Origin of the sequence: Hafnia alvei, assembly GCF_034424155.1 — a bacterium.
Taxonomy (GTDB): Bacteria; Pseudomonadota; Gammaproteobacteria; order Enterobacterales; family Enterobacteriaceae; genus Hafnia; species Hafnia alvei.
Genome location: NZ_CP139992.1, coordinates 4,336,982 through 4,349,452 on the forward strand (window position 1 = coordinate 4,336,982; position 12,471 = coordinate 4,349,452).

The following is a 12,471-nucleotide window of genomic DNA, read 5'->3' on the forward strand; positions in this document are numbered from 1 at the left end:
AATTTCCGTAGTGAGGATTGTTGGATGGACTATTTACCGATTTTTTGTCAACTGCAGCAAAAAGCCTGCCTGCTGGTCGGCGGTGGCGAAGTCGCTGAACGCAAGGCACGACTGCTGATGGATGCAGGGGCAGATATCACGGTTAACGCCAAAGAGTTCACCCCACAATTTGACCTATGGGCACAAGATGGCAAGCTAAAACAGGCACATGGCGAATTTTCTCCCGCTTTGCTCGAAGGCGTTTGGCTGGTCATTGCTGCAACCGATGATGAGAGTGTTAACGATCTCGTCTACCAGCAAGCCAGCGAACGTCAGATCTTCTGCAACGTGGTTGATGCGCCTAAACGCGCCAGTTTTATCATGCCCTCTATTATCGACCGCTCCCCGCTGATGGTCGCGGTTTCTTCCGGCGGTAAATCGCCGGTGCTTGCTCGATTGCTACGTGAAAAGCTTGAAGCTATTTTGCCTCAGCACTTGGGTCAGTTGGCACGCCTTGCCGGTGACCTACGCCAGCAGGTGAAAGATAAATTCTCAACGATTACGCTACGTAGGCGTTTTTGGGAACGCCTGTTCGCCCACGATCGTCTCGCTCAGTCTTTAGCAAACCAAGACGCAGAGATGGTGGATAAGCATCTCACCGATCTATTTGAACAGCCATTGGAGCAGCGTGGCGAAGTGGTTCTGGTTGGCGCGGGGCCAGGAGATGCAGGACTACTGACGCTGAAAGGCTTGCAGCAGATCCAACAGGCTGACGTGGTGGTTTATGACCGTCTGGTCTCTGACGACATCATGAATTTAGTCCGCCGTGACGCTGAACGTATTTTCGTGGGCAAACGCGCAGGCTTCCACTGTGTACCTCAGGATGAAATCAACCAAATCCTGCTGCGCAACGCCCGCAATGGCAAACGCGTGGTGCGATTAAAAGGCGGCGATCCCTTTATTTTTGGGCGCGGAGGCGAAGAGCTGGAAGTGCTAGCAGATGACAGCATTGCCTTCTCCGTTGTCCCTGGGATTACGGCGGCGTCCGGCTGCTCAGCCTACAGCGGCATTCCACTCACCCACCGCGATTACGCTCAAAGCGTACGCTTGGTCACGGGTCATGCCAAAAAAGATACCTCGCTCGATTGGGCAAATTTAGCGGCTGAAAAACAAACCTTAGTGTTTTATATGGGGTTGAACCAAGCCGCTGAAATCCAGACACAGTTAATCAAGCACGGAATGAGTGAGTCCATGCCTATCGCCTTGGTGGAAAACGGTACGTCGGTGCAGCAAAAAGTAGTCACCGGAGAACTTGCTGCCTTAGGCGAACTGGCACAACAGGTCGAAAGCCCGAGCTTGATTATCGTTGGCGCCGTCGTTTCCCTGCGCGACAAACTGAATTGGTTCAGTGGGATAGCTAAACAATAAAGGCGTAAAGATTAGCGTCTAGAGCACCAGCAAAAACCAAACACAAGAAAGGCCTTGAGATGACTCATTTCAAGGCCTTTCTTGATACTTTAGACCAATACACTACAAAGCCGTATTAATTACTCTGCGGTAACAATCTCTCTTAACGATGATCATAAATAGTTGTAGATGTATTATTTTTGTATGTCGTATTATATTTATACGGATAATAATCACCATTTTAATAACAGTTTAATTTTTCTTAAATAAGCTTTCATTACTTATAGGGTAATTAAATAGCCAATTAACTTGTCAGTATATTTTTTATAATTTATAGTGCAGCCGTTCTATTTTACAACCTAGTTTATATTTATTATTTTCATCCAAATGGAATATATTTAAAAGCTATCAATACGCATTTAAGATAAGGAATATCTAATGAACAAACTGATTAAAATTGCCATTGTCGCCGCAGTTCTTTCAACACTGACCGCATGCAGCGGACACATTGATAACAAAGCAAAAAACTGTAGCTATGACTATTGGTTCACCCCTGCCCTTTCTATTTCTAAAATGATCGGCGGCTGTGGCCCAGTGGAAAAACAACCATAGAATTATTCGGTTGAATGAACAAATCAGAAATTAACCTATTTATGCTTGCCAGTTTATTACTGATGAGCATAAATAATATTAAGCTACGCCGCCTATCGTTATAGTTTATTTCCTTTCTTATTTAGTCCGAACAAACAAGAATAACTTTCTTAATATTATAAATTCACATTTCAATAAATAGAGAACTCATGGGATTATTGGAAATAAAAAACCCGCTATCGATAAGCGGGTTTATGTATTATAGCTTAGCTGTCACACCTTACGGCTGAGCGACAAAACCAATAGCATCGTAGACTTTTTTCACCGTTTCTTGTGCACGCGCGCGTGCTTTCTGAGCTCCATCACGCATGACCTGCTGCAAGAAAGCCTCATCATTACGGAAACGGTTATAACGCTCCTGTAGCTCTGTCAGCATTCCAGAAACTGCGTCGGCAACGGCACCTTTTAAATGGCCGTACATCTTGCCTTCAAACTCTTGTTCCAATTCTGGGATAGTTTTACCCGTGACGCCAGACAGGATATCAAGCAGGTTAGAAACACCGGCTTTGTTCACGACGTCATAACGCACTACTGCTGGCTCATCAGAATCGGTTACCGCACGTTTGATCTTCTTAATAACAGACTTAGGATCTTCCAGTAAACCGATGACGTTATTACGGTTATCATCCGATTTGGACATCTTTTTGGTCGGTTCTAACAGAGACATCACGCGTGCACCGGATTTAGGAATAAACGGCTCTGGCACTTTAAAGATATCACCATAAAGTGCGTTGAAGCGTGCTGCTACATCACGGCTCAGTTCCAGATGCTGCTTCTGATCTTCACCCACCGGTACCTGAGTCGTTTGGTACAGCAAGATATCCGCCGCCATCAGTACAGGATAATCGAACAATCCCGCATTGATATTTTCAGCATAGCGCGCCGATTTATCTTTGAACTGGGTCATGCGGCTCAGTTCACCAAAGTAGGTGTAGCAGTTAAGCACCCAACCGAGCTGAGTATGTTCAGGAACATGAGACTGAACAAAGATGGTGCTTTTCTCTGGATCGATACCGCAGGCCAGATACAATGCCAGCGTATCCAAGGTCGCTTTACGCAGCTGCTGAGCATCTTGACGCACGGTAATCGCGTGCTGATCGACGATGCAATAAATGCAGTCGTATTCATCCTGCATCTGCACCCACTGGCGCAGAGCACCCATGTAGTTACCAATGGTCAGTTCACCAGATGGCTGTGCGCCACTGAAAACGATGGGCTTACTCATGTCACAGTTCCTATACGTCTTAGCTTAAAGGGGGCAGCCCGATCAGGGGCAACAAGTCAGAAAATTGGTTTAGCACACAGCTTGGCTCACTTCGTTCGATGGGCTCACCGTAGTTATAGCCATAGGTCATCCCTACCGATGGACACCCAGCAGCATGCGCAGCCTGAATGTCGTTACGAGAATCACCGACAAACAGCAATTCACTTGCCAGTACACCAGTTTTAGCCAGTACCAGATATAACGGGGCGGGATGAGGTTTTTTCTTCACCACGTCATCACCACCCACGATATGAGTGAAATAACCATCGATGCCGAGGGAGATCAGCAATGGTCGAACAAACGGCGTAGGCTTATTGGTAATCAGTGCGAGTAAATAGCCATGACGAGATAACGAAGCGAGCGTTTGTGCCACTTCATGGTAAAGCTGACTGCCGGTTTCAACCGTGCTGACATAATAAAAATCAAATGCAGCTCGGGTTCGCTGACACAGTGCATCGGTCGGCTCTTGATCCGCCCAAACTAAGGCGCGATTCACCAGCATATCTGCGCCGTTTCCGATCCAGTTCTTTACACGCTCCAATCCTGGAATAGGCAGCCCTAATTCCTTCATGGCTTTGTCCATCGCAGCCGCTAGGCCCGAAGCACTATCCACCAGCGTGCCATCCAAATCGAAAGCAATCGCCTGAATGCCTTCAAAACGTTTGGTTATGAACTGGGTAGAGCCGGAGCTACTCATTACACGCCTTGGCGATTTCACCACGCATCTGAGTGATAATCTGTTCGTAGTCAGGATGGCCAAAGATCGCGGAGCCAGCAACAAACATATCTGCACCAGCGGCAGCAATGGCACCAATATTATCGACCTTCACGCCGCCATCGACTTCTAAACGAATATCGCGGCCGCTGGCATCGATAAGCTTACGTACCTGACGCAGTTTATCCAACGTCGCAGGGATAAACGACTGACCGCCGAAGCCGGGGTTTACCGACATCAGCAGGATCACATCCACTTTATCCATTACGTATTCAAGATAGCTCAGCGATGTCGCAGGGTTAAATACCAAACCAGCTTTGCAGCCCAAGGATTTAATCAGCTGTAATGAACGATCAACGTGCTCAGAGGCTTCAGGATGGAAAGAGATAATGCTAGCGCCTGCCTCAGCAAAGTCAGGAATGATGCGGTCGACGGGCTTCACCATCAAGTGCACATCAATAGGCGCAGTAATACCGTAGTCACGCAGTGCCTTACACACCATCGGGCCGATGGTTAAATTCGGGACATAATGATTATCCATTACGTCAAAATGAACAACGTCAGCGCCTGACGCCAAAACTTTGGCAGTATCTTCCCCTAAACGGGCAAAGTCTGCAGACAAAATCGACGGGGCAATTAAATACTGTTTCATCCGTTTCTCCATGTGCTCGGTTCAGACACTGTGCAAATTTCAGGAATACAGCGCCAGCAATTCGTCTACTTTATTACGTCCACCGACTTTGCTGCTAATCGTTCGACGCGCGCTTACAACAAACAGATCGGCCTGTGCATACCAGAGACGTGTCAGCTCGGTATCATGATTGGAGATCAGCACCGGGATCTTATGCTGCAACGATAAATTTGATGCCACTTCAGCGAGCTTTAATTGATCTGTCATGCTGAAACTGTTGGTGTGATAAGCCGTAAAGTTCGCGGTTGCAGACAGTGGCGCATAAGGCGGATCGCAATACACCACCGTTCCATCCACCGCTTGGCTCATCGACTGCGTGTAGTGTTCGCAGACAAAAGTCGCTTTCTGCGCTTTCTGCGCAAACCAATACAATTCAGCTTCAGGGAAATAGGGTTTCTTGTAGCGACCAAACGGTACATTGAATTCACCACGAGAGTTATAGCGGCATAATCCGTTATAACAATGACGGTTCAAGTACAGGAACAACACCGCTCTACGGTATGGGTCTTGGCTATGATTAAACTCAGACCGCAGGGCATAAAACATCTCAGATTGATTAAACTCTCCGCTAAACATCACCTTAGCGTCACGTACGAAGTTATCAGGCTGAGTTTTAACGATGTTGTACAGACTGATCAGGTCAGCGTTAATATCCGCTAACAGGTATTCTTCATAATCCGTATTCAAAAATACGGAACCGGCCCCAACAAAGGGCTCGATCAACCGCTTTCCGGCAGGCAAATATCGACGAATTTCGTCTACCAGTGGATACTTTCCACCAGCCCATTTTAAAAAAGCGCGGTTTTTCTTCATGCCGTCAGTAAGCTACTTTTACAATTCAAATCGGCGGATCAAACACTGTTCTAGACAGCACATCAGCGCGCATTTATACCGTTCTTATTCGCAGCTGCGATGGCCAAAATGGCCTCGCAGCTGTAATAACTGAGGTATACCACTGTTTATTTTTTAACGTCTTTTTGTACCTGACTCATCGGACGTACCCAAGGGTTCTTCGCCTGAACATCAGCAGGCAGCGTAGACACCGCCCGTTTTGCTTCAGCTGAACTTGAGTAACTTCCGCTCACCAGTACATACCAAGGCTTGCCGTTACGGGTGGTTTCATAAACCCAATAATGAGCCAAATTCTGTTTTTTCGCATAGGCGTTCAGAGAGTCTGAACGCGATGCGCTGCTCAGCTGTAACGTATAGTGATTAGAAGGCGCACCTTTCAATGACGTATTCGCACCGCTAACAGCAGAACTCACCGCGTGCGTCGCCGGTTTAGTTGCCGTCGTCACTGGCGTCTTGGTGTTCGTTGGTTTCGCAACGTTTGCCGTATGAGCAGGCGTTTTGCTAACCGTTGTTTTACCAGAATGCGGCTTGGCTGCATTACTGTTCGCCGTAGATGCTGGCTTGGTCTGGATCGGGCGAATATTTTGCGCGGTTCCGCCGTTGGTAACAGGCTTAGAAACAGCAGCACCCGAGCCCAACGTAGCCGGAGCCGTTGGCAATGTTGAAGCATTAGCTCCACCATCAACACCTTGTACCGCAGAGTCAACCTGACCTTGCTGTTGAGTCAGTGCATCCGACATATTGTTGCCCGCGAGATCGATACGCTGTTGCCCTTGCTCACCTTGAACAGGTGCGGCCTGAGTTGGCGTATTGGAAATCGGCGGAACTGAAACATCTTGCGGCTGCGCAGCGGGCGCGTTACCAGCGTCAGCGGAATGGTCAATCATACCTGAGTTGTTAACACCGCTACCATCGTGGGCATCAGTGGTATTACTCGCAGTATTATTGGATAAGGTAGAAGATCCCGACAGGCTGATATCTTTGGTTGCGCCATTGTTAGCCTGCTGACCTGCATCACCTTTCGAGGGTGATTTCAACGCTGAACCAATGCCGATGATCAACACCAACAGCACTAAAATACCGATCCCCATCATCATATGCTGACGAGATACCGCTAATTTTGGCGCTGAAGGACGAGCCTTGCGTGTGCGAGTCGGACGACGATCGCTTGCGTCAGGCTTTAGATCTTCATCAGGTTTGAACTCTTCTTCTTCCATATCCACCCTCCAGTCAGAGGCAAAACCGGTGGGGCGTTTTGATTCTCACCGGTCAATTCAATATTCAATGATTCAACAACATCATCAACCGCGGCAATCCGCAATCGCAGCCAAGACAATCTCATGGGCTACGCCTGAACGTACTTCTGACTGACCAATCGCTGTTGGCAGCACCAGACGCAGTTCACCCGCCAGCACCTTCTTATCACGCATCATGTGTGGTAAATAAGATTCTGGAGTCATACTTTTTGGCCCGGTAACCGGCAGCCCCGCACGCGCTATTAGCGTTCTTACGCGAGCGACATCCGCTTCACTGAATTGGCCCAGACGACGCGCAGTTTCAGCGGCCATCATCATACCCGCCGCAACAGCTTCACCGTGTAACCAATTACCGTAGCCCATTTCTGCTTCAATCGCATGACCATATGTATGGCCAAGATTCAGCAATGCACGAACACCCTGCTCTTTCTCATCCGCAGCAACAACTTCGGCTTTTAGCTCACAGCAGCGACGAATGCAGTACGCCATTGCTTTATTATCAAGTGCCAACAGCTCATCCAGATGCTCTTCTAGCCATACGAAGAATTCACCATCAAGAATGATGCCGTACTTGATAACCTCAGCTAAGCCTGAAGCAAGTTCGCGCGCTGGCAGCGTTTTCAAACAGTCGATATCCACCACGACAGACGCGGGCTGGTAAAAGGCCCCGATCATGTTCTTACCCAGTGGATGGTTAACGGCTGTTTTTCCGCCAACGGAAGAGTCTACCTGAGACAACAATGTTGTTGGCACCTGAATAAAACGCACTCCGCGCTGATAGCACGCAGCCGCAAAACCGGTTAGATCGCCAATAACACCGCCGCCCAAAGCGATAAGCGTGGTATCACGCCCGTGGGGCTTTTGCAGCAATGCAGTAAATACTTGCTCCATCACAGACAACGTTTTGTATTGCTCGCCGTCCGGCAAGATCACCTGATCTACCCGAACACCGGTCTGCTCAAGCGCATGTTTGACACGTTCAAGATATATCGGCGCCAATGTTTCGTTGGTCACTAACATAGCCTGATCGCCTGCCTTTAGAGGCAGAAATGAAGCAGGCTCCTCAAACAAACCAGAGGCTATCGTTATCGGGTAGCTACGCTCCCCAAGAGTGACGGTAATCCTTTCCATGGTGTGCTCAGAACCTTTTTCAGATTAAGAATTCAGTATATAGCCAAATTAGCTGGGGCAGTTGACAGCCAGCAAGTGAACGAACCCCGACCAACCTACACCAGTAAGTTATTCCGGCGAACGCACACAGCTAACGTCGCGGCAACCCAAGTAACAAGGGTATAATTAGTTGCTTTCCAGCATATGAATAATCTGGTTAGCAACAACTTTAGCACTTTGATCATCCGTACGGATGGTCACATCAGCAATTTCTTCGTACAGCGGATTGCGTTCTTTTGCCAAGTCTTCCAGCACTTCACGCGGTGTATCTACCTGCAACAACGGACGTTTTTTATCACGCTGCGTACGAGCCAATTGCTTCTCGATAGTGGTTTCAAGATAAACAACCACGCCGCGAGCTGACAAGCGGTTACGGGTCTCGCGAGATTTCACGGAACCACCACCAGTTGCCAGAACAATGCCTTGTTTTTCAGTCAGTTCATTGATGACTTTTTCTTCACGATCGCGGAATCCTTCTTCACCTTCCACGTCGAATACCCAGCTAACATCAGCGCCGGTGCGTCGCTCAATTTCTTGATCGGAATCGAAGAACTCCATATTCAGTTGCTGAGCTAACTGACGACCAATAGTACTTTTGCCGGCACCCATAGGCCCAACCAGAAAGATATTGCGTTTCTCTGCCATGTTTTTCGGTACTACTAAGACAATTCGTTAATGATAACCCGCCCCGCCAATCAAATTAGCGACGGGACCTAAACTGAAACCTCATGAGCGATAGTGTGAGATCAGACGAAAAATTATCTCAACACTCTAGGTAGTTTGGCAACCGAATAAATCACAGCGCACGCCAAAGGTTACTTCACGGCGATAACGCTTTGGCCGGGGTACGGAAAAGCTCGGTGCTTAATTCGCTACCCTTGTAAGCTAAATCAAGCGCAGCGTCAAACGCGGAAACCATTCATGTGATAAAAATTTTTACCTTTTGAGCAAAAAAAGTATTGAATGCTTATTTCCTGAGTAATGCAGTGGGCATTTCCGTTTTTACTAATCTTGGCGTGATAAAAATCACCAGTTCGCGCCGTTTTGCCTCTTCCGTTGAGTCGCGAAACAGTGCACCAAGCAAGGGAACATCGCCCAATTTCGGCACCTGTGTTTTTCCATGCACAGCTTGCCGTTGAAAAATCCCGCCTAGGATAACAGTTTCACCATCATTCAGGGTGACCTGTGTTTTGATCTCCTGCTTATCGATGGCCAAAGCCTCACCGTCACCCTGCTTAATACTCCTGCCTGGCATATTTTGCGTAATCTGCAACATCAGCGTGATTTTGCCATTACGCATCACCCGAGGCGTGACCTCCATTCCCAGCACCGCCTCTTTAAACTCTATCGAGGTCGATCCACTGGCACCGCTAGAAACCTCATAAGGAATTTCAGTTCCCTGCTTAATACTTGCCGTTTGTAGATTGGTCGCCATCAGATGAGGACTGGCAATAATTTCCACGTTATCTTCTTGTTCCAGAGCCGAAAGCTCCAGCTCTAATAAGCGACCACCGATACGCGCAACTTGAAAACCTGCATTAAATGCACGCCCTTCCACCGGCAATCCCATGTTGAATTGGTTCAGCCGAAAGCCGCTTGAGTCAGACGCTGCGCCATCATCAGACTCCGAGGTCCCCCAACGTATCCCTAGCTCATTCAGGCTTTCACGATTGATTGTCACAATATGGGCAGTTAACTGCACCTGTGAGACGGGTTGATCGAGTTCCTCAATCCAAGCCTGAGCCGCTCGGGTGTTTTCAGGAAAATCCCGCACCAAAATCGTATTAGTCCGTGGGTCGGCACTAATACTGCCTTGCGCGCTTAACAACCCACTTTTTTGCTGCGTCAGGCTTTTGACCACGGCGTCCACATCCGCCTGCTGCAATGCAATGGAGACGGACGTTTTCTCCTGATCTTTCTCTTGCTGCTGTTTTTTATGCGCCAACTCTTGCTGTCTATCGACGGCCTCGGCTGTCTGCACAAAGAGAATATTGCCTGTTTGTTCAATTGATAACTGATTCATACGTGCTATTGCTTGTAATGCCCGCGGCCAAGGCACATCAACCAATTTCACTGAGGTATTCCCTTTAACCTCTTCGCTCACGATTAAATTAAGGTGACGATTATCCGCTAGCGCCTGCAGCACATTAACCAAAGGCGCGTCAAAGAAGGCTAGGGTTATCCGCGCACTATCACGCGACAGCGCGGCGAGTGCCGAAAACGAGCTAAGCCAGAGCAAACAACCATACCAAAATTCCTTTTTGACCTTTTTCATTCCATGGACTCCCTTTCAGCGCTTATCTTCGGACAACTAAACGGATAAACAGCAGGCTTTTCGAACACTGAAAATTCATTGTTTTTTGATATATCTTCCGCATCACTACGCGGCGAGAACAACGGCACAGCAACCATTGCGTCTCCGTTCGTTAACGCCACCCACACTCGCCAACAACGGCCATCACCAATCACGCCCAAAACCTGCCCCGTATCTGGCTCAACGGATATTGATGGCGGTATCAAAGGATGAAAAGGATCTCTATCCGCCTGAGAGGTGCTGATCGACATCACACCGAGGCATACAAGCACAGGAACTTGCCAGCCATGACAAAAGAGCGCTGCCTTCATATTCCATCCCCCGCGAGCGCTAGCTGTCCTGAGATCGTTTCCGATTCCGACTCAAGTTCTAGCTGTGTGATTAGCCGAGCACAGCCAGCCAGTTCATTCAGTAATTGCACAAGCTGAGGAAAACTTAGCGAGCCTTTCACGCCCCAACCTGTGCCTTTTTCACCGCCAGCACGCGGATCTTTCTGCCAAGTCATCTGCTGAGCAAAACGTTCACTAACGGGTAAATCAGCACACTGCGCCACTAACGGTCTTATCGATATGGCGCTAATAGAAAGCTGCAACAGCAAGGCCTGCTGGTTTAAAACATGAGTACTCAATCGCTCCCACGCGGCTTGTGCATCTTGTTGACGCTGCCAAGAAGGTGATTCAGCCCGATGAGACAATGCGGCCACGCCAAGTCCACCTAACGCGCCGCAAAATAGAAAGATGGCGCAGATAACTGCATAAAAATGGTGTGGGCTTAACTCGCATAACCAGCCAATCATGCGATCGGCAACGCTATTCATGCTGGCCACCTTCAAGCAAAAATTTTTGCAGCCCTGATTCAGCCACGCTCATTTTCATAAGTTGTAACTCGGGTAAAGCGGCGCTTTGATTGAGGTGTTGTGTGAAAGCAGAAATGACGACCGGCGTTGATGTCATCCCCTCAACTTCTAAGTGATGTGAGCGCCATGAAAAACGGGTCAACCACACCTGCGCAGGAATATGACGTTGTAGCGCTAAAATAAAGGTCAGGATCTGCAGATTGGTTTTACGGTTGCGATCATATTGTTGATTCTGGCGCAGCTGATTTTTAGCCTGTAGTGTCCACGCGGCGAGTTGCCCCTGTTGATGCTTTAGTTGCTGGCTTTGGCGTTGCGACACGGCGGTTGCAGCCTCCCAGCATTGAACTCGACGATGCACTTGATAAGCGGAATAACTGGCTATCAATATCAGTAGAACCACCACGGCAACCAAACACAGCATACAAAGCCGTAGTCGCTGAGCACGCAAAGTCGAAAACCAAGGACAAAGGTTTATCTGCTCCATGAGGTTCTCTCCTCACACAGCGCCAGCCCGACGGCCAAAGCAAACAACTCCGGCTGCGAAGGTAAAGGTGGTTGTAGATAGGTCAGAGCACGAAATGGCGACCAGCCTGAGGCGTTGTCAGCGGCACAGGTTAGTGTCTCAGTGCCGCCAATCCCTTGGAGTGCGGCGTTCGAAACGGCTCGCTCGATGAGTTCAGGCATCGATTCATGGTTCTGACGCGCGATAAACCCAAACGCCAGCGGCTGAGAGAAAGGTGCTGCCCACGTCAGCACATGCTCTCCAACATGCAGTAATAATGCGGTTGGCGACTGCCCGCTAAGGGCTGCCGCTCGCCGTAATGCACAAGGGGTGATATCCGCAACGCTCGGCGTCAGACCGGCAGCAATCAATGGTGTTTGCCAATCGCGCATATCTTGCTGGCGCACAGCGGTCATTAGCCAGGCTTTCGGTTGAGAAGGCAAGCGAGTGTAGTCACAAACAAACTCCGAGCGAGGCAGCATAAGGCTGCGCTCTGCGGCTAAATCGAGAATGTTGCGCTGTAAATTAACCGGCAAATTCATCTCTGGCGTCGAAATGCTTTGCTGCATAATAATTTCCGGCGATAGGCCGATACGTACCGAGGTTTTGCCTGGAAGCTGGCGACGTAAGTCAGAAAGTCGATTATTCAGCCATTCCGATTGGCATAATCGTCCACTTTCGACCACATTTATGTGTGATGAAAACTGCCACCAACGCCTGAGCTGCCAGCCTTTACGCTGATAACTGACTGCCACGGCACAAAATGTCCGAGGCTGAATATCTATCCCTAACTGCCAAGTCCGTGCGAACATAT

14 protein-coding genes are annotated in these 12,471 nt (G+C 48.7%); 2 read left to right on the forward strand and 12 right to left on the reverse strand.

Annotated elements, in window-relative coordinates; all coding sequences use genetic code 11:
* Positions 1-24 precede the first annotated feature (24 nt).
* Positions 25-1,407, forward strand: coding sequence for a siroheme synthase CysG (gene cysG, locus U0008_RS20080; protein ID WP_043489552.1), 1,383 nt, complete (start codon positions 25-27; stop codon positions 1,405-1,407).
* 417 nt (positions 1,408-1,824) lie between these two features.
* A complete protein-coding gene (locus tag U0008_RS20085; protein ID WP_025799274.1) occupies positions 1,825-1,998 on the forward strand; it encodes a YhfL family protein in 174 nt (57 codons plus the stop codon).
* Between the two features lie 259 nt (positions 1,999-2,257).
* Here U0008_RS20085 and trpS read toward each other — a convergent pair whose 3' ends face one another.
* From trpS to U0008_RS20145, 12 genes are all read right to left on the reverse strand, one after another.
* Complete coding sequence (gene trpS / locus U0008_RS20090; RefSeq protein WP_025799276.1) at positions 2,258-3,262, reverse strand: tryptophan--tRNA ligase; 1,005 nt, start codon at positions 3,260-3,262, stop codon at positions 2,258-2,260.
* Between the two features lie 19 nt (positions 3,263-3,281).
* Positions 3,282-3,998 carry a phosphoglycolate phosphatase gene (locus tag U0008_RS20095; RefSeq protein WP_043489422.1) on the reverse strand — a complete coding sequence of 239 codons (717 nt, stop codon included), beginning with the start codon at positions 3,996-3,998 and terminating at the stop codon, positions 3,282-3,284.
* Entirely contained in the window at positions 3,991-4,668 is a 678-nt protein-coding gene (gene rpe / locus U0008_RS20100) for a ribulose-phosphate 3-epimerase (RefSeq protein ID WP_025799279.1), read from the reverse strand. Before rpe ends, U0008_RS20095 begins: the two co-directional genes overlap by 8 nt.
* A gap of 39 nt (positions 4,669-4,707) precedes the next feature.
* Positions 4,708-5,520, reverse strand: coding sequence for an adenine-specific DNA-methyltransferase (dam, locus tag U0008_RS20105; RefSeq protein WP_025799281.1), 813 nt, complete (start codon positions 5,518-5,520; stop codon positions 4,708-4,710).
* A 146-nt stretch (positions 5,521-5,666) separates the two neighbouring features.
* The gene (gene damX / locus U0008_RS20110) at positions 5,667-6,776 is read right to left on the reverse strand and encodes a cell division protein DamX (protein ID WP_043489425.1); all 1,110 of its coding nucleotides are present in this window, start codon (positions 6,774-6,776) and stop codon (positions 5,667-5,669) included.
* Between the two features lie 84 nt (positions 6,777-6,860).
* Positions 6,861-7,946 (reverse strand): 3-dehydroquinate synthase, encoded by a 1,086-nt coding sequence (aroB, locus tag U0008_RS20115; RefSeq protein WP_040047001.1) that lies wholly within the window; start codon positions 7,944-7,946, stop codon positions 6,861-6,863.
* Between the two features lie 165 nt (positions 7,947-8,111).
* On the reverse strand, positions 8,112-8,630 hold the full coding sequence (aroK, locus tag U0008_RS20120; RefSeq protein WP_004090980.1) for a shikimate kinase AroK: 519 nt from the start codon (positions 8,628-8,630) through the stop codon (positions 8,112-8,114).
* 322 nt (positions 8,631-8,952) lie between these two features.
* The gene (gene hofQ, locus U0008_RS20125) at positions 8,953-10,260 is read right to left on the reverse strand and encodes a DNA uptake porin HofQ (protein ID WP_051874037.1); all 1,308 of its coding nucleotides are present in this window, start codon (positions 10,258-10,260) and stop codon (positions 8,953-8,955) included.
* Positions 10,257-10,610, reverse strand: a complete 354-nt coding sequence (locus U0008_RS20130; RefSeq protein ID WP_051874038.1) for a hypothetical protein — start codon at positions 10,608-10,610, stop codon at positions 10,257-10,259. The genes hofQ and U0008_RS20130 overlap by 4 nt, the downstream gene beginning before the upstream one ends.
* Positions 10,607-11,116 carry a hypothetical protein gene (locus U0008_RS20135; protein WP_043489429.1) on the reverse strand — a complete coding sequence of 170 codons (510 nt, stop codon included), beginning with the start codon at positions 11,114-11,116 and terminating at the stop codon, positions 10,607-10,609. The genes U0008_RS20130 and U0008_RS20135 overlap by 4 nt, the downstream gene beginning before the upstream one ends.
* Complete coding sequence (locus tag U0008_RS20140) at positions 11,109-11,639, reverse strand: PilN domain-containing protein (RefSeq protein ID WP_072008132.1); 531 nt, start codon at positions 11,637-11,639, stop codon at positions 11,109-11,111. The genes U0008_RS20135 and U0008_RS20140 overlap by 8 nt, the downstream gene beginning before the upstream one ends.
* On the reverse strand, positions 11,627-12,469 hold the full coding sequence (locus tag U0008_RS20145) for a type IV pilus biogenesis protein PilM (RefSeq protein ID WP_043489431.1): 843 nt from the start codon (positions 12,467-12,469) through the stop codon (positions 11,627-11,629). The genes U0008_RS20140 and U0008_RS20145 overlap by 13 nt, the downstream gene beginning before the upstream one ends.
* Between the last annotated feature and the right edge of the window lie 2 nt (positions 12,470-12,471).

Bases quoted from the DNA above. Each gene is read 5' to 3' on its own strand.
- rpe (WP_025799279.1), bottom strand. From the start codon at position 4,668: ATGAAACAGTATTTAATTGCCCCGTCGATTTTGTCTGCAGACTTTGCC.
- dam (WP_025799281.1), bottom strand. From the start codon at position 5,520: ATGAAGAAAAACCGCGCTTTTTTAAAATGGGCTGGTGGAAAGTATCCA.
- damX (WP_043489425.1), bottom strand. From the start codon at position 6,776: ATGGAAGAAGAAGAGTTCAAACCTGATGAAGATCTAAAGCCTGACGCA.
- U0008_RS20145 (WP_043489431.1), bottom strand. From the start codon at position 12,469: ATGTTCGCACGGACTTGGCAGTTAGGGATAGATATTCAGCCTCGGACA.
- trpS (WP_025799276.1), bottom strand. From the start codon at position 3,262: ATGAGTAAGCCCATCGTTTTCAGTGGCGCACAGCCATCTGGTGAACTG.
- hofQ (WP_051874037.1), bottom strand. From the start codon at position 10,260: ATGAAAAAGGTCAAAAAGGAATTTTGGTATGGTTGTTTGCTCTGGCTT.
- aroK (WP_004090980.1), bottom strand. From the start codon at position 8,630: ATGGCAGAGAAACGCAATATCTTTCTGGTTGGGCCTATGGGTGCCGGC.
- U0008_RS20085 (WP_025799274.1), top strand. From the start codon at position 1,825: ATGAACAAACTGATTAAAATTGCCATTGTCGCCGCAGTTCTTTCAACA.
- U0008_RS20095 (WP_043489422.1), bottom strand. From the start codon at position 3,998: ATGAGTAGCTCCGGCTCTACCCAGTTCATAACCAAACGTTTTGAAGGC.
- U0008_RS20130 (WP_051874038.1), bottom strand. From the start codon at position 10,610: ATGAAGGCAGCGCTCTTTTGTCATGGCTGGCAAGTTCCTGTGCTTGTA.
- aroB (WP_040047001.1), bottom strand. From the start codon at position 7,946: ATGGAAAGGATTACCGTCACTCTTGGGGAGCGTAGCTACCCGATAACG.
- U0008_RS20140 (WP_072008132.1), bottom strand. From the start codon at position 11,639: ATGGAGCAGATAAACCTTTGTCCTTGGTTTTCGACTTTGCGTGCTCAG.
- cysG (WP_043489552.1), top strand. From the start codon at position 25: ATGGACTATTTACCGATTTTTTGTCAACTGCAGCAAAAAGCCTGCCTG.
- U0008_RS20135 (WP_043489429.1), bottom strand. From the start codon at position 11,116: ATGAATAGCGTTGCCGATCGCATGATTGGCTGGTTATGCGAGTTAAGC.